General features: G+C 61.1%; 18 protein-coding genes and 1 pseudogene. 5 read left to right on the forward strand and 14 right to left on the reverse strand.

Features of this window, described 5'->3' with window-relative positions; all coding sequences use genetic code 11:
• The first annotated feature begins 421 nt into the window (after nucleotides 1-421).
• Nucleotides 422-1,147 carry a carbonic anhydrase gene (locus PG897_RS10725; protein WP_042007450.1) on the forward strand — a complete coding sequence of 242 codons (726 nt, stop codon included), beginning with the start codon at nucleotides 422-424 and terminating at the stop codon, nucleotides 1,145-1,147.
• 65 nt (nucleotides 1,148-1,212) lie between these two features.
• Here the strand turns inward: PG897_RS10725 and PG897_RS10730 are convergent, their stop codons facing one another.
• Both PG897_RS10730 and PG897_RS10735 read right to left on the reverse strand, forming a co-directional pair.
• Nucleotides 1,213-2,121, reverse strand: coding sequence for a pseudouridine-5'-phosphate glycosidase (locus tag PG897_RS10730; RefSeq protein WP_005297912.1), 909 nt, complete (start codon nucleotides 2,119-2,121; stop codon nucleotides 1,213-1,215).
• Nucleotides 2,115-3,206: a PfkB family carbohydrate kinase gene (locus PG897_RS10735; protein WP_024941444.1), complete on the reverse strand. Its 1,092-nt coding sequence runs from the start codon at nucleotides 3,204-3,206 to the stop codon at nucleotides 2,115-2,117. The genes PG897_RS10730 and PG897_RS10735 overlap by 7 nt, the downstream gene beginning before the upstream one ends.
• A gap of 197 nt (nucleotides 3,207-3,403) precedes the next feature.
• Between PG897_RS10735 and PG897_RS10740 the strand changes: the two genes are divergently transcribed.
• The gene (locus PG897_RS10740; protein WP_201881329.1) at nucleotides 3,404-3,907 is read left to right on the forward strand and encodes an RNA methyltransferase; all 504 of its coding nucleotides are present in this window, start codon (nucleotides 3,404-3,406) and stop codon (nucleotides 3,905-3,907) included.
• 22 nt (nucleotides 3,908-3,929) lie between these two features.
• Nucleotides 3,930-4,037 carry an RNA methyltransferase gene (locus PG897_RS10745; RefSeq protein ID WP_201881331.1) on the forward strand — a complete coding sequence of 36 codons (108 nt, stop codon included), beginning with the start codon at nucleotides 3,930-3,932 and terminating at the stop codon, nucleotides 4,035-4,037.
• A 48-nt stretch (nucleotides 4,038-4,085) separates the two neighbouring features.
• Here the strand turns inward: PG897_RS10745 and PG897_RS10750 are convergent, their stop codons facing one another.
• Nucleotides 4,086-4,829 carry a hypothetical protein gene (locus PG897_RS10750; RefSeq protein ID WP_029306202.1) on the reverse strand — a complete coding sequence of 248 codons (744 nt, stop codon included), beginning with the start codon at nucleotides 4,827-4,829 and terminating at the stop codon, nucleotides 4,086-4,088.
• A gap of 210 nt (nucleotides 4,830-5,039) precedes the next feature.
• Here PG897_RS10750 and PG897_RS10755 point away from each other — a divergent pair, with 210 nt between their 5' ends.
• Nucleotides 5,040-5,471, forward strand: coding sequence for a universal stress protein (locus tag PG897_RS10755; protein ID WP_005297901.1), 432 nt, complete (start codon nucleotides 5,040-5,042; stop codon nucleotides 5,469-5,471).
• A gap of 63 nt (nucleotides 5,472-5,534) precedes the next feature.
• Here PG897_RS10755 and PG897_RS10760 read toward each other — a convergent pair whose 3' ends face one another.
• The 6 genes and pseudogenes from PG897_RS10760 to gpt form a co-directional block, all read right to left on the reverse strand.
• The gene (locus tag PG897_RS10760; protein ID WP_043170330.1) at nucleotides 5,535-6,170 is read right to left on the reverse strand and encodes a murein L,D-transpeptidase catalytic domain family protein; all 636 of its coding nucleotides are present in this window, start codon (nucleotides 6,168-6,170) and stop codon (nucleotides 5,535-5,537) included.
• Between the two features lie 154 nt (nucleotides 6,171-6,324).
• Nucleotides 6,325-7,590, reverse strand: a pseudogene (locus PG897_RS10765) (glutamate-5-semialdehyde dehydrogenase); the annotation flags it as partial.
• A gap of 80 nt (nucleotides 7,591-7,670) precedes the next feature.
• The gene (proB, locus tag PG897_RS10770) at nucleotides 7,671-8,774 is read right to left on the reverse strand and encodes a glutamate 5-kinase (protein ID WP_005297894.1); all 1,104 of its coding nucleotides are present in this window, start codon (nucleotides 8,772-8,774) and stop codon (nucleotides 7,671-7,673) included.
• Nucleotides 8,775-8,924: 150 nt separating this feature from the next.
• Complete coding sequence (crl, locus tag PG897_RS10775) at nucleotides 8,925-9,317, reverse strand: sigma factor-binding protein Crl (protein WP_005297893.1); 393 nt, start codon at nucleotides 9,315-9,317, stop codon at nucleotides 8,925-8,927.
• Between the two features lie 61 nt (nucleotides 9,318-9,378).
• A complete protein-coding gene (gene frsA, locus PG897_RS10780; protein ID WP_017781463.1) occupies nucleotides 9,379-10,647 on the reverse strand; it encodes an esterase FrsA in 1,269 nt (422 codons plus the stop codon).
• Nucleotides 10,648-10,767: 120 nt separating this feature from the next.
• A complete protein-coding gene (gene gpt / locus PG897_RS10785; RefSeq protein WP_005297888.1) occupies nucleotides 10,768-11,235 on the reverse strand; it encodes a xanthine phosphoribosyltransferase in 468 nt (155 codons plus the stop codon).
• 919 nt (nucleotides 11,236-12,154) lie between these two features.
• Between gpt and PG897_RS10790 the strand changes: the two genes are divergently transcribed.
• Nucleotides 12,155-13,606 (forward strand): aminoacyl-histidine dipeptidase, encoded by a 1,452-nt coding sequence (locus PG897_RS10790; RefSeq protein ID WP_201881333.1) that lies wholly within the window; start codon nucleotides 12,155-12,157, stop codon nucleotides 13,604-13,606.
• A 692-nt stretch (nucleotides 13,607-14,298) separates the two neighbouring features.
• On the opposite strand, the gene PG897_RS10795 is transcribed toward PG897_RS10790, so the two are convergent.
• The 5 genes from PG897_RS10795 to PG897_RS10815 form a co-directional block, all read right to left on the reverse strand.
• Nucleotides 14,299-15,300, reverse strand: a complete 1,002-nt coding sequence (locus PG897_RS10795; protein WP_017788354.1) for an ABC transporter ATP-binding protein — start codon at nucleotides 15,298-15,300, stop codon at nucleotides 14,299-14,301.
• Complete coding sequence (locus tag PG897_RS10800) at nucleotides 15,297-16,355, reverse strand: ABC transporter ATP-binding protein (protein ID WP_201881335.1); 1,059 nt, start codon at nucleotides 16,353-16,355, stop codon at nucleotides 15,297-15,299. Before PG897_RS10800 ends, PG897_RS10795 begins: the two co-directional genes overlap by 4 nt.
• Before the next feature lie 25 nt (nucleotides 16,356-16,380).
• Nucleotides 16,381-18,198, reverse strand: coding sequence for an extracellular solute-binding protein (locus tag PG897_RS10805; protein ID WP_026458979.1), 1,818 nt, complete (start codon nucleotides 18,196-18,198; stop codon nucleotides 16,381-16,383).
• Between the two features lie 82 nt (nucleotides 18,199-18,280).
• A complete protein-coding gene (locus PG897_RS10810; RefSeq protein ID WP_019839457.1) occupies nucleotides 18,281-19,324 on the reverse strand; it encodes an ABC transporter permease in 1,044 nt (347 codons plus the stop codon).
• Nucleotides 19,325-19,326: 2 nt separating this feature from the next.
• On the reverse strand, nucleotides 19,327-20,352 hold the full coding sequence (locus PG897_RS10815; RefSeq protein WP_010633023.1) for an ABC transporter permease subunit: 1,026 nt from the start codon (nucleotides 20,350-20,352) through the stop codon (nucleotides 19,327-19,329).
• Nucleotides 20,353-20,927 lie beyond the last annotated feature (575 nt).

The raw sequence follows: 20,927 nt of genomic DNA on the forward strand, positions 1-20,927 counted from the left end.
AACAGCAGCCTCAGCCTGCCCGGGAAAGCCTGTGCATTATTTGTTCAAGATCAAATGAGACCAACAAAAACCACATTTAAAACAATGAATTAGTTTATTACGGACGGAATAATGGCGGGGACTTGCGCGGCAAAAAAGAGCTGAATTCTGATGAGTGAATTATGAACAAATTCATCCGCGATGACAGCCAATTAATTAGATTGCTGTCATTGAATAAAGCGATTATTCAATATGCAGGCGTGACCGCCCATTATTTAGATTCATATTAAATGCATCATAAATATCATCGGCGCTCACCCAGCCAATAATAACAATAGCGTCTGACCTTCTGTATCCCGCAATTCAGATGATGCCTTCCGTTATTTCCTCGTCAGTGCAGGAAACGGATCGCCGTGCTTTTCAATCAAGATAAGGATGCATGATGAAAGAGTCCCTGTTGGCCGCCGCCCTGTTGCTCTGCCCCACCGCCTTCGCCGCCACCCCGCACTGGGAATACAGCGGCGAGGCCGGCCCGGCAAAATGGGCCAGCCTGACCCCGGAATTTGGCCAGTGCGCGGGCAGCAACCAGTCGCCGGTCAATCTCTCGGGTCTGGTCAAGGCCGAACTGGCCCCGCTGCAGTTTCACTACCTGGCGGGGGGCCGCAGCGTCACCAACAACGGCCACACGGTGCAGGTCGACTATGCCCCGGGCAGCAGCCTTGAACTCGACGGCATGCATTTTGAGCTCAAGCAGTTCCACTTCCACGCTCCCAGCGAAAACCTCATCGAGGGCCACTCCTATCCGCTGGAGGGTCACCTGGTCCATGCCAATGACCAGGGGGAGCTGGCGGTGGTGGCGGTGATGTTCGAGCCGGGCCAGGCCAATGGGGCCCTGAGCCAGGTCTGGCAATCCTTGCCAGCCAAGGCGGGGGAGCATCACCAGCTCAAGGAGGCGGTCTCGGCAGAGCAGTTGCTGCCCGCCAAACGGGACTACTACCGCTTCAGCGGCTCGCTGACCACCCCGCCCTGCTCGGAAGGGGTGCGCTGGCTGGTGATGAAACAGCCGGTGCAGGTAAGTCAGGCCCAGATCGATGCCTTCAAGGCGGTGATGCACCACCCCAACAACCGACCCGTCCAGCCCCTCAACGGGCGCCTGGTGCTGCAGTGACAGGGCAGCCGATCTGACAATAAAAAGAGGGCCAGTCGGCCCTCTTTTTCATTCGTCGCATCGCATTACAAGCTGGCTGCGATGCGCGCCCCCAGCGCCGCGTTGTTCAGCACCAGCTGGATGTTGGCCGCCAGGGAGTTGCCGCCGGTCAGCTCGCACACCCGGGCCAGCAGGAAGGGGGTGGACGCCTTGCCCTTCACTCCCTGCTCGTCCGCCTCCCGCAGTGCCTGGGCGATGGCGGCATCGATGTCGGCCTTGGGCATGGCAAACTGGGCCGGAATGGGGTTGGCCACCACGGCGCCGCCGGCCAGCCCCAGCTCCCACTTGAGGCGCAGCGCCTCGGCGATGGCCGCCGGGCTCTCGAGGCGGTAATCCACCTTGAAGCCGCTCTCGCGGGTGTAGAAGGCGGGCAGCTCCTCGGTCTGGTAGCCGATCACCGGCACGCCCTGGGTCTCCAGGTACTCCAGGGTCAGACCGATATCGAGGATCGACTTGGCGCCGGCGCAGACCACGGCCACCGGGGTCTGGGCAAATTCCTGCAGGTCGGCGGAGATGTCGAAGGTCTCCTGGGCGCCGCGATGCACGCCGCCGATACCGCCGGTGGCAAACACCCGGATCCCGGCCATGGCGGCAATGATCATAGTGGAGGCAACCGTGGTCGCCCCCAGCCCCTTGTTGGCCAGCACGAAGGGGATGTCGCGGCGGCTGCACTTGGTGGCGGCGTGGCCGGCCCGACCCAGCGCCTCCAGCGCCCCCTCATCCAGACCCACCTTGAGGCGGCCATCGATGATGGCGATGGTGGCCGGCACGGCGCCGTTGTCCCGCACCACCTGCTCCACCTGGCGCGCCGTCTCCACGTTCTGTGGATAGGGCATGCCGTGGGAGATGATGGTGGACTCCAGGGCCACCACAGGCTTGCCGGCGGCCAGGGCTTCGGCGACGACCGGTTGGATATCGAGGTAAGCGTTCAACATGGGTACTCCTCCAGCATGCGTTCAACGGCGGCCTTGGATAGGCCGGAAAAGACGGTATCGGGACAATTGACGGTAAGGGCGGCGCAGCCGAGGGCGAAACGGGTGGTCTCGACGATGTCCTGCTCCTGCAACCAGGCGTGGGCCAGCCCTGCCATGAAGGCATCGCCGCCGCCGGTCACGTTGACGACCGGGCTGCCGAGCACGGACAGATGGCCCTGGCACTCCCCGTCGCTATAAAAGATCCCCTGATCGCCGAGGCTCAGGAACAGCCGCTGCACCCCGGCGCGGTGGAACCAGGCCGCCGCCATGGGCCAGGTGTCGGGCCCGGCGATGCGCAAGCCGCACAGCTGCTCCGCCTCGCTGCGATTCGGTTTGAGGGTGTGGATGCGGTGCAGCCAGGGGCGGATCTTCTCCACCTTGGCCACCGAGACGGTGTCCACGAAGATGGTGTGCTCCCCCTGACGCTCGAACAACCAGTCGAGGGTGTGGGTGGCGAGGTTGGTGTCGAGCAGCCAGAGCCGGGCAGCCCCGAGAAAGCCGCTCAGGGGGGCGAGCCGGGCCGGTGTGAGCTGGTCGATGATCCCCATGTCGTTGACGGCGCAGCTCATTTCGCCGCTGCCATCGTGCAGGCTGAGGTAACAGGAAGTGGCCTGACCGTCCAGCACCAGCACCTGACGCACGTCGACGCCAGCGCGCTGGCTCACCTCCAGCAGGTGGTGGCCGTACTGATCGTTGCCCACCGCGGTCAGCAGCCGGGTGTCGGTGCCGAGCCGCGCCAGGTTCTCGGCGATGTTGCGCCCCACCCCACCGGCGGAGGTGCGCACCCGGCCCGGGTTGGAGTCGCCGATGCGCAGGTTGTCGTGGCTGCAGCCGCAGATATCCATGTTGGCACCGCCGATCACCACGGCGTAGGGCCCTTCCCGCAGCACATAGCCGCGCCCCTGCACATAGCCCTGACGCATCAGGCTGGAGATGTGGCTCGCCAACGCCGAACGGCTGATGCCGAGCCTGTCCGCCAGCTCCTGCTGGGCAATCATGGGATCCTGGCGCAGTAGGGCGAGGATCTCTTGCTCACGTTCCGTCATAGACAAACATCCAGTTACAAACGTTTGTCTATTATTTCCGAAAAACGTTTACCCGCCATCACCTCGTGCAAAAATTGTCGGCTTGCGCACAAAAACTCGGCGGATGGCTGCAAGCGACGCTCGGCCATCGTGCGTCACTTTTCCTGCGCCTGACGGCGAGTGCGGCTTATAATGCGGCCGCCACAGAGGAGAGCGAGATGAGAGAGTCAGATCACGAATGCCTGCCACCACAGGGGGATGAGTCAGCACCGCATGGCGACGCAGGCTATTGCTGCATCGGGCTGGTCAACCCCAAGTCACCGGAGAACGTGGGGGCCGTGATGCGGGCCGCCGGCTGCTATGGGGCGGATGAGGTCTACTACACGGGGACCCGCTTCGAGCTGGCGCGCCGTTTCGTCACCGACACCAAGCAGATGGTGGAGCAGATCCCCCTGCTCGGTGTCGACGATCTGATGGCCATGGTGCCGGACGGCTGCACCCCGGTGCTGGTGGATCTGATCGAGGGAGCCACTTCGCTGCCGGACTATGTACACCCGGCGCGCGCCTTCTACATCTTCGGCCCCGAAGACGGCACCCTGGAGCCGGCCCGCTTCAAGGCGGTGAAAGAGGTGATCTACGTACCGACCCGGGGATGCATGAATCTGGCGGCCTCGGTCAACGTGATCCTCTACGACCGGCTGGCCAAGCAGTTGAGGCGCTGATGATAAAGACGAGCAACAGGAGGTGATCTGCGTGGCCATACCCAAGGGCTGCATCAATCTAGCCGCCTCGGTCAATGTGGTCCTCTACGATCGACTAGCCAAGCAGCTGCGCGGCAACTCGGCAAGCTGACAGAAAAGTTCCTGAACAGGTAACCAGCCCTCCCCGACGCAGGGCGTTTTAGTTGCCAGGCTTTAGCCGCTGCTCCTGCTCTTCGATAAAACCGCGGTAGTAGTCGTGCAACCGATAGCGTCGGTAGATTTCGGCCAGGGTGCCGTGCCGCACCAGGTTGACCATGCCCTGATCCCAGAGCTGCTGCAGGGTGTGCCCCTTCTCGGTGTCGGCAAAGATGGGGTAGGTCGGGATCCAGCGCAGGAAGGTACGATGCATGTTGGCAGGAATGGAGTCCTCCGAGTAGAGCACCCCGGCAGTCAGATAGTAACGGTAGCGCTCCTTGGCCAGCAGTTGCAGCGCCATGTCGTGGCTGTCTATCTCGTGCCAGCGCATGGAGACCGGGATGTACTTGTCAAAGGCCCAGCCCCGCAGCCACACCACCCCCTGCCCCTTGAGGCTCGACTCGCCCAGCCACTGGGGCTGCCACTTCTTGAGCATCAGCACCGTCAGGTCATCGGCCGAGGCGGGATAACGGGGCTGCAGCACGCCACTCACCTCATCCCGGTAGACTCCCATCGCCATGTCGCCCCCCTGCTGGGCGATCACCGCCAGCGCCCGCTTGTAGGGCACGATGCGGGGGATGACCTCGTAGCCATTGGGCTGGTAGATGGCGCGCACTATGTCCAGATAGATGCCACGCCCATCCCGCTGGCAAAAACCCGGCCAGTCATCGCAATAGACATTGAGGGGATCGGCCCGACCGGGCCAGCAGAGCAGCAGCAATACCCATGAAAGCAGCAAACGAACCATGTCTTGACTATTTCTCCGGAGGCGAACGCTGTCACCCATCGAGCCGGCCTATCTGGCAAGGGTGCACAGGCCATATCCCATGATATGAAGATCCGTCGGCAAAGCACCACTTTTTACCGGTTTTGCGAGCGAGTCGAGGGTTATTGCCGACCGAATGGGTATTATTGACAATGAGATTCATTAGTAACCCAACCATAGGGGAGCCTTCATATGCCATCCATCAAAACCCTGCTCTGCCCGGTCGATTTTTCCCAGATGTCGCAAGCCGTGCTCGACTATGCCGTATTCATGGCCCAGAGCCATCAGGCCGAACTCAAACTGGTTCACGTGGTGGACCAGCTGCACGGCTTCGACAGCTACAAGATCCTGCACATGACCGCCATCGAGATCACCCACGAGATGGAGCGTCAGGCCAAGAGCCAGATGAAGGAGCTGATCGCCAGCCTGCCCATTCCGGCCACCTTCGAGGTACGCTTCGGCCGCGCCGCCGACGAGATCGTCGTGCAGGCCAAAGAAGAGAAGGCCGATCTGGTGGTGATGGGCAGCCACGGCCGCTCCGGCATCAGCCACCTGCTGGTGGGCAGCGTCGCCGAATCCGTGGTCCGTCACGCCCCCTGCCCCGTGCTGGTGGTGCGCAAGTAATCCATCACCCGAAACAAAAAGGCCAGCATATGCTGGCCTTCTTTTTTGGCTCTAAGGCAAGCCTCAGCCGTGAGCGTAGATGACGCTGCCCCCCTTGATTACGTCGATGATGGCCCTGGACTGCTCCTTGGGCAGCGCCGGGCAACCCCAGCTGCGCCCCAGCTTGTCATATTTGAGCAGATGACGGGGACTCGCATAGTCGGCGCCGTGCACGACGATGGCCCGCTTGCGGGCATTGCTGTTCTGGCCCGGGCTCAGGCCGTCGAGGCGCAGCGAATAGCCGTGCTTGCCCTGATAGGTTTCGGCGGTGCGATAGACCCCGAGCGAACTCTTCATGGAGTTGAACTGGTTGGAAAACTGGCGGGCGTCCCGCTCACCCGAATTGCGGCCATGGCTGACCCAGGTGTGATAGAGCAGCTTGTGGCGTTTCACGTCGATGACAAACAAGCGGCGCTGGGTTGAGGGTTTGCTGTAGTCGATGATGGTGAGAATGGGTTTGCGCTTGTGGCGCACACTCTGGTAACTGCTGAGAGCCTTGCGAAACACCTGTTTGTCGAGCTTGCCGGCCAGCCCCAGCTGGCGATAGAGATCCTGATCCCAGCTGGCGTGGCTGCTGCTGCTGAAACAGAGCGCCCCCAGCAACAGTGGCACGCTCAGCCACAGCGCTCCCCAGCGCTTTATCCAATCTGTCTGCTTCATCCTTGAATCTGCTCCCGTTTTTGTTGCTAGCAAAGTGTGCAAAATATCGCCACACCCTGCTGGATAGTTATATGCAAGCCCCTGATAGCCCGCAAGAAAAAAGCAAAAAAATGCCGACCAGAGTCGGCATTTTCACACAGGGCAAAAAGGGGGCTCAGGCGCGGCTCAGATAATCCGCCAATCCCACCCATTTGTAGCTGGTGAGCTCGGTCAGCCCCATGGGGCCACGAGCGTGCAGCATCTGGGTCGATACCGCCACCTCGGCGCCGAGACCAAACTGGCCGCCATCGGTGAAACGGGTGGAGGCGTTGACGTAGACAGCCGCCGAACCGGCGCCGTTGACGAAACGCTCGGCATTGGCCAGATCGTTGGTGAGGATGGCATCGGAGTGACCGGCATTGTGCTCGCGCATATGGGCCAGCGCCTCATTCACGTCCGCCACCAGCTTGATCCCCAGGGTCAGCGAGAGCCACTCGGTATCGAAGTCTTCCGGGCCGGCGGCACGCAGGCTGTCGGCGCCCGCCAGCAGCGGCATGGCCTCCGGCGTGGCCACCAGGGCCACCTTGCGCTCGTTCATCAGAGTCACCAGTTGCGGCAACAGGGCCGGCGCCACCTTCTCGTGCACCAGCAGGGTGTCGAGGGCGTTGCAGGCGGAGGGGCGCTGCACCTTGGCATTGTCGATGAGGGGCAAGGCCCGGGCCAGATCGGCGCTCTCGTCGACGAAGATGTGGCTGATGCCAAATCCGCCGATGATCACCGGAATGGAGCTGTTCTCCTTGCACATCTTGTGCAGGCCGGCACCGCCGCGGGGGATGATCATGTCCACGTAGCGGTCGAGGCGCAGCAGCTCACCCACCAGGGCCCGGTCCGGGTTGTCGATGTACTGCACCGCCGCCTCGGGCAGGCCGGAGGCCGCCAGCGCGCGCTGGATCACCCGCACCAGCTCCAGGTTGGAGTGGAAGGTCTCGCGGCCGCCGCGCAGTATGCTGGCGTTGCCGGTCTTGAGGCAGAGGCTGGCGATGTCGATGGTAACGTTGGGGCGCGCCTCGTAGATGACGCCGATGACCCCGATGGGCACCCGGCGGCGGGAGAGACGCAGGCCGTTCTCCAGCACCCGGCTGTCGATTTCGGCCCCGACCGGATCATCCAGGGTGATCACCTTGCGCACGTCCGCCACGATACCGGCCAGTCGGGCCGGGTTGAGCAATAGCCGATCCAACATGGCCTCGGAGAGGCCCGCCTCGCGCCCGGCGGCGATGTCTTTCTCGTTGGCGGCCAGGATCTGGTGGCTGCGCGCCTCCAGCTCGTCGGCGATGGCGGCCAGCGCCCGATTCTTCTGCGCCGTGCTGACGGTGGCCAGCTGATAGGCCGCTTCGCGGGCTGCCTGCCCCATTTTCTCCAGACTCATCTCTCTTCCCTTTGGTTCTTGCGGGGCCGCCTGATGGCGGCGCCTCTCTTATCCTGGTGTGCCGCTGCCCATGCTCTGCCGCGGCTGACGCCTCACAGCAGCACCATGTCGTCGCGGTGGATAGCAACGGCGCCGTAGCCGTAGCCCAGCACCTGTTCGATGTTGTCCGAATGGACGCCGCGCAGTTTATCCAGCTCCAGATGATTGTAACGGCAGATGCCGCGCGCCAGCTCGGCCCCCTTGGGATCGAGAATGCGCACTACGTCGCCGCGCACGAAATCCCCCTTCACCGCCACTATGCCCTTGGGCAGCAGGCTGGAGCCCTTCTCCTGCATGGCGGCCACGGCCCCCTGATCCACCTGCACTTCGCCATGAGGGGGTGGCCCTGCCAGGATCCAGCTCTTGCGCCCTTCCAGCGGAGAAGCCAGCGCCGGGAACAGGGTGCCGATGCGCTCGCCCCTGGCAAGACGCCCCACCACCTCCGGCATCTGGCCGGTAGCGATCACCACGTTGACCCCGGCGCGGCGCGCCACGTCGGCCGCCTGCAGCTTGGTGGCCATGCCACCGGTGCCGAGCCCGCTGACGCTGTCACCCGCCAGCTTGCGCAGGGTGTCGTCTATGGTCTGTACCTCTTCGATGAGCTGGGCATCCGGATTGGTGCGCGGATCGGCGGTGAAGAGCCCCTTCTGGTCGGTAAGCAGGATCAGCAGATCCGCATCGGCCAGGATGGCGGCGCGAGCGGAGAGGTTGTCGTTGTCCCCCACCTTGATCTCGGCGGTGGCCACAGCGTCGTTTTCGTTGATGACCGGGATGATGCGGTGATCGAGCAGGGTGCGCAGGGTGTCGCGGGCATTGAGGTAGCGCTCCCTGTCCTCCAGATCGGCACGGGTCAGCAGCATCTGGCCGATATGCAGCCCATAGAGGTTGAACAGATCCTGCCAGACCCGGATCAGCTGGGTCTGGCCCACCGCCGCCAGCATCTGTTTGTTGGGCAGGGTTGGCGCCAACGGAGGGTGGCCCAGATGCTCACGGCCGGCGGCGATGGCCCCCGAAGTGACCATCACGACCCTGTGGCCGTGACGGTGCAAGGCTGCACACTGTCTGACCAGCTCGACCATGTGGGCACGATTGAGCTGGGAAGATCCCCCGGTGAGCACGCTGGTGCCCAGTTTGACGACTATGGTTCTGTTTTCCATGGGAGCAAAAAGGCTAAAATGTAAGGAATCCCTTTATACCCACGGCCCTGTTGCCCTGCAAGGCAATTAACGCCGCCCGGCAGGCGGGACCGGCAGCGCGGCAAAGAAATGCCCCGCCAGCCGATGGGGGGCTGGCGGGGCGGCGGGTCATCAGGCGGCGGTGACGGTCAGCTCGTTGGTGACCTGCTCGGCGGGAGCGAGCTGGCAACCAAGTTGGTGCAGCTTGTCGCTGATGAGCTTGTAGAAGTGGTTGAGGGTGCGTTCGACTTCCACCTGATGCTTCTTGGGCAACGGCTTGTCGAGCCACTCCCCGTCCGCATTGTAGAAGCCGACCTGATAGTGGTAGCTGAAGCTGTGATCGTCTTGCTCCAGCACCAGCCACCAGCCCCAGAACTCCCGTTTGTCCGGTGCCGGCTTGGCACTGACACAGACGGAAAGGCAGTCGAAACGGTAACGCCCCTCTTCACAAAGGTCCTCACGTAAATAGGGGCCAATCGCGGCAAACTGCCTCAGCAGTCGCTTGTAGGTCACTCTTTCTGACATGTTAACCTCCCTGTTGAACAAGCCACGTCACCCTGGGATGACGATAAGTTTTAGCGCTATATCATGTACATAAGTGCTTCTTGAGCCAGTCGACCATCTCTTTCAACGCCTCGTCGTACACCTCCAGCAAGGGTTGTTTGTCGAACACCACCGCCTTGCCGTTGCGGCTGGCGGAGGCCAATGCCCGTACATCCTGCTCGGGACAAATGAAATCTCGCTTGTGTCCAATACTCAATATCGGCACGGATGTGCGAGTCCCCAGCAATCCTTGCGTTTTGAGTGAAAATACCTGGCACTTGGTGCGCAGCGACTCCCACTCGGCCGCATCGGCGCCGAGGCGGTTGGCCAGCCCGTCCCGCATCATGCGGGGGCAGCGGGCGAACATCTCATGATTGGTAAACACCTGGTTGACGCCGGCGCCGATGCAGACCACGGTCCGCAGCTTGAATGGCTCGATGAAGGCGAGGCGCGCCGCCACATTGCCCGCCAGACGGAATCCCACCATGGCGATGCGCTGGTGATCGACCCAGGCCACCTCGGAGAGATGGTTCAAGACCGCCTGATGGAGCCGGCTGGTGTCCTGCACCAGCGGCCAGTGCTCGGCATAACCGATGCCCGGCATGTCCAGCGACAGCATGCCGATGCCGTTGGGCTCCAGGCACTTGAGATAGAGATTGAGGAAGTCGACCTGCAGCGAGTCGATGCCGCCGCTGACGATGACCAAAGGCACCGGCTTGTCGGTGGTTGGCAGGTGCAGGTAGCCCTGAATGTGCTTGCCGCGAAACGGCACCTGGAGCTCCTTGAGCGGCACCTTGAACAGGCGGCCCGCCTCGCGGTAGGCCATGTTGCCGAGCAACTGGGCCTGATCCGCCAGCTCGTCATTCTTCAGGTGGGGATAACTGGCAATGGAGTAGTAACGCACCGCCTTGAGCAGGCTTTTCAGGGCAGCGGCCCGCTCGCCCTGCGCCACCAGCTCACGACCCCGGTTGAAGTAGCGGCCGGCCAGCTGGCTCCACTCATAGACCCAGTTGCCGGGCACATAACCCTTGATGGTGTCGAGGAAGCGCTCGTGGGTACGCTCGCCCTCCCCCATGGCGATGCGGGCCAGGGTCTGCTCCACCTCGACCGGATCCGCTCCCTGCCAGGCCCAGGTCGGCCGGCGCAGCAGACGATACCAGCGCGTTGACATGGAACCGTCGATGAAGCTCTCGTCCACATTGTGATCCTGCTCCTCCACCGGGCTGGAGTTGGAGACTTCGGAGGTCTCCAGCACCTTCTTGACCCGGGTAAAGAGCTGTTCGGTCAGGTTGAGGTCGTCGTTCAAGTCCAAAGCTGTTACTCATTTCTGTCATGCAATGGCTCCATCTTAACCACTTTTGCCGCCGGGCAGCCAGTTGCACCACAAAAAAACAGGGCCCCATACAGGGGCCCTTTGCAGCAGCTTTGCGGCTTACTCTTCGTCGCAGATGGGGGTGGCGAACTCCAGCGCCATGTCCCACGGCTGTTCGATCCAGGTGTCCTGCGGGATGGCCACTTCGAAATCATCCAGCAGCGGCTCGCCCATGGGCTTGGCGAAGATGGCGATGAATTTGGCCTTGGGGTAAAGCTCGCGGATCACCTTGGCAGTGGTGCCAGTGTCCACCAGATCTTCCACCACCAGCCAACCTTCGCCGTCACCCGCGGTGCTGGCGGCCTTCACCACCACCAGATCGCGCTGGTTGTTGTGGTCGTAGCTGGAGATGCAGAGGGTTTCGACGTTGCGGATGCCAAGTTCACGGGCCATCAGCGCCGCCGGAACCAGGCCACCACGGCTGACCGCGATGATCCCTTTCCACTGGCTGACAGGCAGTTGACGACGGGCCAGACGGCGCGCTTCACGTTGCAGGTTGTCCCACGACACATAAAACTTTTTCGGCATACTATCGATCTCAACGAGTTATAAAAACAATCACTTAAGACTTTAAACCCCGTGCCGACGCACGTGATTTCGTTAATGCTGACGGCCCTTTTCCCCAAATTCAGCTTGCACCGCGGCCGCCTCGGGAGAAGACCCTCGGCAGCGAAAACAGATGCAATGGAAGCAGGATGGGCAGAGCTGGCGGTCATGTCACAGAGGGGGCAGGACCGCAGACAGGCTGTTGGGCGGGCATGATACCATCGTTTGCGGATAAATTGACTGGCAAACGTATGCGAAATGCAGGAAAAAATCGAAGCAAGTCCGGCTGACTCCCTCTTTTTCCTCTCCTCGGCGGGGTTTGCCGCTCGGCAGATAAAAAAATAGCAGGGGGAGGATGGATTCCTCACTCACCTGCTTTTTTCGATACGCCCGTCGTCAGCCTGGCTGACGGCCCGCATCAACGGCGGTTGGCGTAGGGGTTCGGGTAGCTGAAGCCCTGGGTATAAAGAGACGGGGCGAACCAATAGGTTGAATTGCTGCCTGACATAATAAACTCCTGATTGCTTAACAAGTTACGTACCTTTATGCGGGCTCAAATCCTTGAACGGACACTCGGTTCCATGGAGGCGCACTTGCTTTGCTTCGGTTCCCTGGAGGCATTCATCGTCATCCTGACGGGTGGCGAACCACGGTCGTTAATTTACCAGTCGGCGCCATAAACTCAATATTTTTGTGATGTGAATCACAAAAAATCTTTTGTGCTGGCTCATTTTGCCCCCACCGGAGCAGTTCGCTGCCAATCCCCCGCTTGCCAGCACAAGCTGCCCGCAATTTGCGCTGATCGCTCACATTTTTGTGTGATTGACTGTATTATCGTTATCCTCTTCCTCGCCCCGCTGCCGGGGCTCTGTCATTTTCCGTGCTGGTAAGGAGTCCCGACGTGGCACAGCTTAGCTCTCTCTCTCCCAAACTGATTTGGCACTTCTTCGAACAGATCTGCTCCATCCCCCACCCCTCCAAGCACGAAGCCCAGCTGAGCGCCTGGATCATGCAGTGGGCCGAAGGGGAAGGGCTGGCGGTCAAGCAAGATGCCGTCGGCAACATCATCATCAAGAAACCGGCCACGCCGGGGATGGAAAACCGCAAGGCGGTAGTGCTGCAGGCCCACATCGACATGGTGCCCCAGGCCAACGCCGACACCCAGCACGACTTCACCAAGGATCCCATCGATGCCTACATCGACGGTGAATGGGTCACCGCCCGCGGCACTACCCTGGGTGCCGACAACGGCATGGGCATGGCCGGCTGCCTGGCCGTGCTGGCCGACAAGAGCATCAAGCACGGTCCGCTGGAAGTGCTGTTGACCACCGACGAAGAGACCGGCATGACCGGCGCCTTCGGTCTGGAAGCGGGCTGGCTGGAGGGCGAGATCCTGCTCAACACCGACTCCGAAGAGGATGGCGAGGTCTACATGGGCTGCGCTGGCGGGGTGGATGCCAATATCCGCTTCCCGCTGGAGCAGGTTGCAGCCGCTGAAGGCGAAGGTTTCGAGCTGCAAGTAAAAGGGCTGCGCGGCGGTCACTCCGGGGTCGACATCCATCGCGGCCGCGGCAACGCCAACAAGCTGCTGGTGCGTCTGCTCAAGGCCGCCGAGCCGCTGGGCCTGCGTCTGGCCGAGATCCACGGCGGCACCCTGCGCAACGCCATCCCGCGCGAGGCCCGTGCCAAGCTGCTGGTACCCGCCGCCAGCGTCAATGAATTCAAGGCCCTGGTTGACCGTTACACCGGCATCTACCAGAGCGAGCTGGCTGCCACCGAAGCCAACCTGACCGTGCTGCTCACCACCCAGGAGAAACCGGCCCAGCTGATGAGCGAGTCCCTGCAGGCCCGCCTACTGGACTCCCTGATGGCCTGCCCGAACGGGGTGATCCGCATGAGCGATGCCATCCCGGGCGTGACCGAGACCTCCACCAATCTGGGCGTCATCAAGACCCAGGATGGCGAAGTGTACGTGCAGTGCCTGATCCGCTCCCTGATCGACTCTGGTCGCGAGAGCGTCGAGCAGATGACCCGCTCCCTGTTCAATCTGGCTGGCGCCAGCTGCGAGTTTACCGGCGCCTACCCTGGCTGGGCACCGAACGTGGACTCCCCGGTGATGGCCTTGGTACGGAGCAGCTACCAGACCCTGTTTGGCGAGATGCCGAACGTCATGGTGATCCATGCCGGCCTCGAGTGCGGTCTGTTCAAGAGCGCCTATCCGGACTGGGACATGGTCTCCTTCGGCCCGACCATCCGCGGCGCCCACGCGCCGGGCGAGAAGGTGCACATTCCGGCGGTCGAGCGGTTCTGGCAGCTGCTGATTCACGTGCTGGAACAGATCCCGGCCAAATAAGCCCGCAGGTCAAGGCCGACCACACCACATACCCCGCCAGGTGCGGGGTATTTTTTTGCCTGCTCCCACCCGCCCTTGGCGTGCTTCCCCTCGAAACCGCCAGACTGCACTGCTGCTCTGACATGTCCCATCTCCCACTCACCCAGGCCTGTCAGCCTGGCCATCAGTACCGCAACCTGAGTGCCTGCTGAAACCGTCTCCATAAACAGCGCTGGATTTGAAAACCCTTTCCATGATTTATGTAAATTTACAACACGAAAAGTTGATCCAGCTCACAGAAGGCCATAGGATCAAAGTGTGACCCAGGTCACAGATAACAAGTCAACGACAGAGCGATGAGGTGAATATATGTTTGAGAATCTGGCAGTACTGTTCCACCTGAAGGGTGTAACCAGCAAGAAAGGCGTGGCAGAGAAAGATACCTATGCACCGTCAACCCGCAACTACTACTTCCGTTATGGCGCCTGATACCACCAGCGGCCAATTTCGTGAAAGAGTTACCGGGTATTTAAGTAGTAAAATTACAAACAACAGCAATCCACACAGCAGCCATCCCCTCTCGGGGGCGCTGTCCTGCCCTGGCCAGATGTTCCACGGCCAAACCTGAACTCCAACCATGAAGATGGGGCCCGCAGGCCCCATTTTTTATTCGTTGTTTCCCGTGCCATCTTGCTGCGATGCGGGCACCGGCATCATACCGCCTTTCCCAGGGGGATCGCCTCGGCCAGCGGCAACGGCATGTGGCAGGCCACCTGGTGACCGGCCCCGTCGCACGACTGCAGGCTCGGTGACTGGGTGCGGCACAGCTCGCCGGCATAGGGGCAGCGCTGGTGAAAGTGGCAACCGCTCGGCGGCGAGATGGGAGATGGCACATCACCGGTCAGCAAGATGCGCTGGCTGCGCCGACGCGGATCCGGCACCGGAATGGCCGAGATGAGCGCCTGGGTATAGGGGTGACGCGGCGCCAGGTAGAGCGACTGCGCCTCGGCCAGTTCGACGATCCGGCCCAGGTACATGACCGCAATCCGATCCGAGATGTGCTTGACCACCGACAGGTCGTGGGCGATGAAGATGATGGCGAGGTTCATCTCCCGCTGCAGGGTGAGCAGCAGGTTGACTATCTGGGACTGCACCGACACATCCAGCGCCGACACCGCCTCGTCACAGACCAGCAGCTTGGGCTTGAGGGCGATGGCCCGGGCGATGCCGATGCGCTGGCGCTGGCCGCCCGAAAACTCATGGGGATAACGATCCACCGCGCTGCCGGGCAGCCCCACCTTCTCCAGCAGCTCCTGCACCCAGACCCGCCGCTGTTCGGCGTTGCCCTTGCCGTGGATGACGAAGGGCTCCTCCAGGATCTGCCCCACCGTGTGGCGGCTGTTGAGGGATTCTGCAGGATCCTGAAACACGATCTGCATCTCCTGGCGCAGGGAGCGCATCTCCTTGGGCGAGAGGTGGGTGATGTCACGCCCCTCGAAGGTGATGGTGCCGGCGGTCGGTTCGAACAGCTTGAGCAGGGTGCGTCCCAGGGTGGACTTGCCGCAGCCGGACTCGCCCACCAGCCCCAGCGTCTCCCCCTGCTTGAGATCGAAACTGATGCCGTCCACCGCGTAGACGTGGTACTTCTTGCGCAACAAGCCGCCGCCTAGCTGGAAGTGCTGCTTCACGTCGCGCACCGATAAAAGCGTCTTCATACGGCTAGCTCCCTCCAGTGGTGGCAGGCCACCCCGTGCCGCTCGGCGAGCTGCTCGGTGGCCGGAATGGCCCTCACGCAGATCTCGGTGGCATGGGGACAACGGTTGGAGAAACGGCACCCGGCGGGCATCTCGTGCAGGGCCGGCACCTGCCCCTTGATGGTCTTGAGCAGGCTCTTGGGCTCATCCTCGAGCCGCGGGATCGAGCTCATCAGACCATGAGTATAGGGATGGCGCGGGTGGTCAAACAGCTCGAACACGTCGGCCTGCTCCACCGCCCGGCCCGCATACATCACAACTACCTCGTCACACAGCTCCGCCACCACCCCGAGATCGTGGGTGATGAAGATGATGGCCATGCTGGTCTGGGCCTGCAGCTCCTTCATCAGCTCCAGGATCTGGGCCTGGATGGTCACATCCAGCGCCGTGGTCGGCTCGTCGCAGATGAGCAGCGCCGGCTCGCAGGCGAGCGCCATGGCGATCATCACCCGCTGGCGCATGCCGCCGGAGAGGTTGTGGGGATAGACGGCGAAGCGCTGGGCGGGCTCGGGGATCCCCACCTTCTGCAGCATGGCGATGGCCGCCTCCCTGCGCTGGGCCTTGTTGTAGTCGGGACGGTGGAGGCGGAACACCTCCATCAGCTGATCGCCGACCGTCTGCACCGGGTTGAGCGCCGTCATCGGCTCCTGAAAGATCATCGAGATGCGATTGCCGCGCACCTTGTACATCTGATCCGGTGACAGCGCGAGCAGATCCTCCCCCTGAAAACGGATGGAACCCGCCACCACCTGACCATGGGGCTTGGGCAGCAGCCCCATGATGGCGAGCGAGGTGACGCTCTTGCCGCAGCCGGACTCGCCGACCACCCCCAGGGTCTGACCCGGGGCCACCTTGAAGCTAACCCCATCGAGCACCTTGATCTTGCCGTCGTCGACGGCAAATTCCACCTCGAGATCGCGTACCTCAAGAATCGGGGCCTTGCTCTGGCCATCATTCACGCCGAGCTGCCTCCCATGATCCCGGGCACCCGGGTGGGGAGCCTGTGTGTTGGGCATGACTGCTGCTCCCTTCTGCGCCATATCAGTGACGTGCATAGGTCTTGTCGAGCAGGTTGATGGGCGCCAGCGCCTCCCCTGCCTCCTTGGCTTTCAGGGTCTCTTCCTTCACCTTGGGATCGAGCCAGAGCAGACCGCCACTGCTGTGGGGGTAGCCGTCCATGGGCCAGTAGAGCAGATCCGGCGTGTTCTTGGTGGCGGGCACCTCGGGCAGCATCACGTAACGCCAGCTGCTGGCTCGCACGTAGTTGAGCTGCACTCCGGGCACGAAGATGGCCAAGTCATAGATGCGCTGCTGGATCTGGCGAGAGAGCTCGGCCCGCTTGGCCATGTCGAACTCGACGTTGTAGGCGTCGATCAGCGCGTCGAGCTGTTTGTCGGCCACGTTGAACAGGTTGTTGGTCTGCGGCTTGTTGGCGTTGGCGGAGTGGAACGACTCCCAATACTGTGGATAGAGACCGCCGCCGGCCCAGCCCATCCAGGCCGCCTCGTGTTTCTTCTCCAGCATTGCCTTGAAGCCGGTGGCGCCGTCCACCAGGTTGAGCTCCAGATCCAGCCCCGCCTTCTTGGCCTCTTCCTTGAGCACGGTCAACCGCTTGGAGTGCTCTTGGCTGGTGTAGGTGAGCGCCAGGGTCAGTCGCTCACCCTTGTCGTTCTGCAGGATGCCGTCCGGCCCCGGCTTGCTGTAGCCCGCCTTGGCAAAGTAGTCGCGCGCCTTGCTGATGTCATAGGCCCGCTCCGGCAGCTGCATGTCGGTGAACTCGCCAAAACCCGAGCCGAAGGTGGTGGCTCTGTCGTAGTCGCCACGCAGCACCGTCTTGATCATCTTGTCGATGTTGAGGGCATGCTGAATGCCGAGCCGCACGTTGATGTCCGCCAGCTTGGGAGTGGCGATATTGAGATGCAGCCCTTGCCCGCCCTGCTTGGTGTCGGTCATGGCCATCACCTTCTGCACGTATCCCTGCTTGTACTCGGGAGTGACCGCTTTTTCATGCCACCAGTTGGGCAGGATCATCTCGAAGGTATCGAGCTCCCCTTTCAGGAAGTGACGGAAGGCGATGTTGTGATCGCGGATCACCTGCACCTTGATGGTGTCGAGGTTGAACCTATGCTGGTTGTAGCGATAGTTCTGGGCCCACCACCCCTTCTGCTTGCTGAAGGTGATGGACTTGCCCTTCTTCACGTCGGTCATCACATAAGGGCCTGTGGTGGGCACCACGGCCCAGTTGTACTGCTTCACCCAGTTGGGGGTCAGCTTGTAGTAGTGCTTGGGCTGAGGCCACAGCTCGGTGGTGTTGAGCAGGTCCAGCTTGGCCTTGCGAGTGCCCGCCTTGACCAGGATGGTGTGGTCGTCAACCTTCTCCACCGCCACCACCTCGGTGGTGTAGTAGTTGTTGAACCAGGGCCCCTTGATGTCCTTGGAGCGCATCATCTCGTAGCCGAAGGTGTAATCATCGGCGACCACCGGCTTGCCGTCAGACCACTTGGCCTGCGGATCCAGCTTGAAGTAGACGGTCTGGTTGTCCGGCGCGATGGCCCAGTGGGTCGCCAGCGCAGGGATGGGGTTGCCGGTATTGGGATGGAAGCTGATGAGCCTCAGCTGGTTGTCCTGGATAAAGGAGCGGAACGCGCCGTTGGAGTCCGGTCCCACGGTACGAAACGTCAGCGGAAAGCTGTCTACAAACATGGTGATGCTGCCGCCGGGCAGCGCCTTGGGCGAGGCGAACACGGGGTCGGTGTCGTTGGTTTCCCACTTGAGATCCGCAGGCAGGCTGGCCGCCCACACCCAGGTCCCGTTCACCAACAAGAATAGAGCACCTATCCATTTGATTTTATTGTTCATGTTTGACTTCCTGGTCATACCCCTGCACTGGGGGTTTATCAATTTAAGGGTGAGCGACCCGGCGCCTTGAGTGCGCCACAGGTCACTGATAACGGGTAAATTTGCGCGGGTCGAACGCCTCGCGGATCGCCTCGCCGATAAAGGAGACCATGATCAGCACCAGACTCACCGCCGCCACTACCGAGCTCACGATCCAGATGGCATCCAGGTTGTTGATCCCCTGGGAGAGCAGCTCCCCCCAGCTCGGGGTGGGCGGGGCCAGGCCAAAGCCCAGGTAGTCCAGCGCCGTCAGGGTGGAGATGTTGCCCACCACGGCAAACGGCGCCAGGGTGACGATCATCATCAGGGTGTTGGGCAGAATGTGGTTGAAGATGATCCGCCCGGTGCCGGCCCCCTGGGCCCGCGCCGCCATCACATAGTCCCGCGCCCGCTCCTTGTAGGTGAGGGTGCGCATGTACCAGGTGATGCCCATCCAGCCGAACAATACGTTGATAGCCACGAACAGGCCGAAGTTGGGCTTGGCCAGCGACACCAGGATCATGATGACGTAGAGAAACGGTACCTGGGACCAGATCTCGATGAAGCGCTGCAGCACCAGGTCAAAGCGTCCGCCGAGAAAGCCCATCATGCAGCCGATGGTGACGCCGATGGCGTAGCTGGCCACCAGCGCGATAAAGGCAAAGCCGATGGCGATACGAAAGCCGTAGACCAGCCGCGCCAGCACGTCGCGGCCGCTGGTGTCGGTGCCGAGCAGGTGGCGCTCGGCCAGGCTCGGCGCATAGGGTGGGTAGGCGTCCTGCTTGAAGTCCTGCTCATAGGGGTTCCAGGGCACAGGTGGCAGCAACACCCAGTCCCCCTTGCCCTCTGCGGCGAATTTGTCTTTGAGCTGGCGGTAGTTGGTCTCGTACTCGTAATCGAGCCCGAACTGCTGACCCGGGATCACGTCGCCATAGGTGGGGAAATAGAGCTCCCCCTGATAGCTCACCATCAGTGCCCGGCTGTTGACCAAGAGCTCCGCCAGCAGGGAGAGCAGCACCAGGGTGGTGAAGATGATAAAGGAGTAGTAGCCGCGTTTTATCGACTTGAAACGCTTGAGTTTTTTCAGCGTTACCGGATTCAGGTTCATGTTCACTCTCCAAACCGCACGCGGGGATCGACAAGGGCGACACAGATGTCGGAGACGATATTGCCCACCAGCATCAGCATGGAGGTGATGGCCAGAATGCCCATCACTGTGGGGTAGTCCCGCTCCACGATGGCCTCGTAGCCAAGCAGGCCTATGCCGTCGATGTTGAAGATGGTCTCGATGAGGAAGGATCCGCCGAAGAAGACGGTGAGCACCGACCCCAGGTGGCTGGCGATGGGGATCAGGCTGTTGCGCATGGCGTGATCGGTCACCGCCTTGCGAAACGGCAAGCCCTTGGCCACGGCGGTACGTACGTAATCCGCCGACAGGTTCTCCATCAGGCTGTTTTTCATGGTCATGGTGAGGATGGCGAAATCCCCGATGGCATAGGCGATGAGCGGCAGCAGCGCGTGGGCGAAGAGGGTACGGATCTGATCCCAGCTGTTCTCCATCCCGTCAAACTCGTCTCCCGGGAAGCCACCCATGGGCAGCCACTCCAGATGAAACGCGAACACTGTGATGAGGAAGATGCCCACCACGTAGGCGGGCAACGCATAGGCCATGTAGATGAGCATGGAGCTGACTGAATCGAAGCGGGTGTTGTGTCTGAGCGCCTTGGCCACCCCGAGCGGGATGGAGACGGCGTAGCTCAGCAGAAAGGTGGCCAGCCCGAAGAAGGCGGTCACCGGCAACCTGTCCTTGATAAGATCCCACACCGGCTCGTAATAGCGGGTCGACTCGCCGAGATCCAGCACCGCCAGCTTCTGCAGCCACTCCCAATAGGCGACCAGCATGGGCTTGTCGAGGCCATAGAACGCCTTGAGCTCCTCGATCTGCTCGTCGGAGAGCGCCTGCGCCCCCTTGCTGCCGCTGGAGCGACCGGACTCATTCTGGGAAACCTGGGCCTGCAGCAACATGCGTTCGACCGGACCGCCCGGCACGAAACGGGTGATGGTGAAGACGAGCAGGGTGATACCGAGAAACGTCGGGATGATCAAAAGCATCCGACGTAGGAAATACGACAGCATGGTGGAACCTCGTCCTTGTTGTTCTTTTATGGCCAGTCACATCCGGTGACGGGCCCGTCCTTCCTGGCATTACTCACTGAATAGCTGATGATTGACAGACTATCCGCTCGGTCACTGTAAAAGCTCTGCAACAAAAATCAAGTAGAACTAGGGGTGCATTCTGGTCCCGGCTTGTGCAGTGGAATTTATCGTGAGTTTTTTCTGAAATTCGCAACTTCAAGATAAAAAACTACAAGATGAACAACTTAAATAACGTTTAACAATTCAACAAAACAAACAAAAGCCAGCAAATAAATTAAATAAATCATTAAAAACAGCCACTTAAAATAAAACCAACAAAAGAACACCTTCTCTATATGGCTGCACATAAATAGGTGGCCAGCGCCCAGCCCTGATGAATCCCCTAATGATTTTGGTAAAAATCATTAAGTTAAGGTGGATACACATCTTGTCATATGATCAAATGGTTTCGCGAAAAATCAATAATCAGACAACAAGATGTGCGAACTCGATATTTTACACGACTCTCTTTACCAATTCTGCCCCGAATTACACTTAAAACGACTCAACAGCTT

It is taken from the genome of Aeromonas sp. QDB20 (assembly GCF_027707805.1).
In the GTDB taxonomy this organism is placed as follows: Bacteria; Pseudomonadota; Gammaproteobacteria; order Enterobacterales; family Aeromonadaceae; genus Aeromonas; species Aeromonas dhakensis.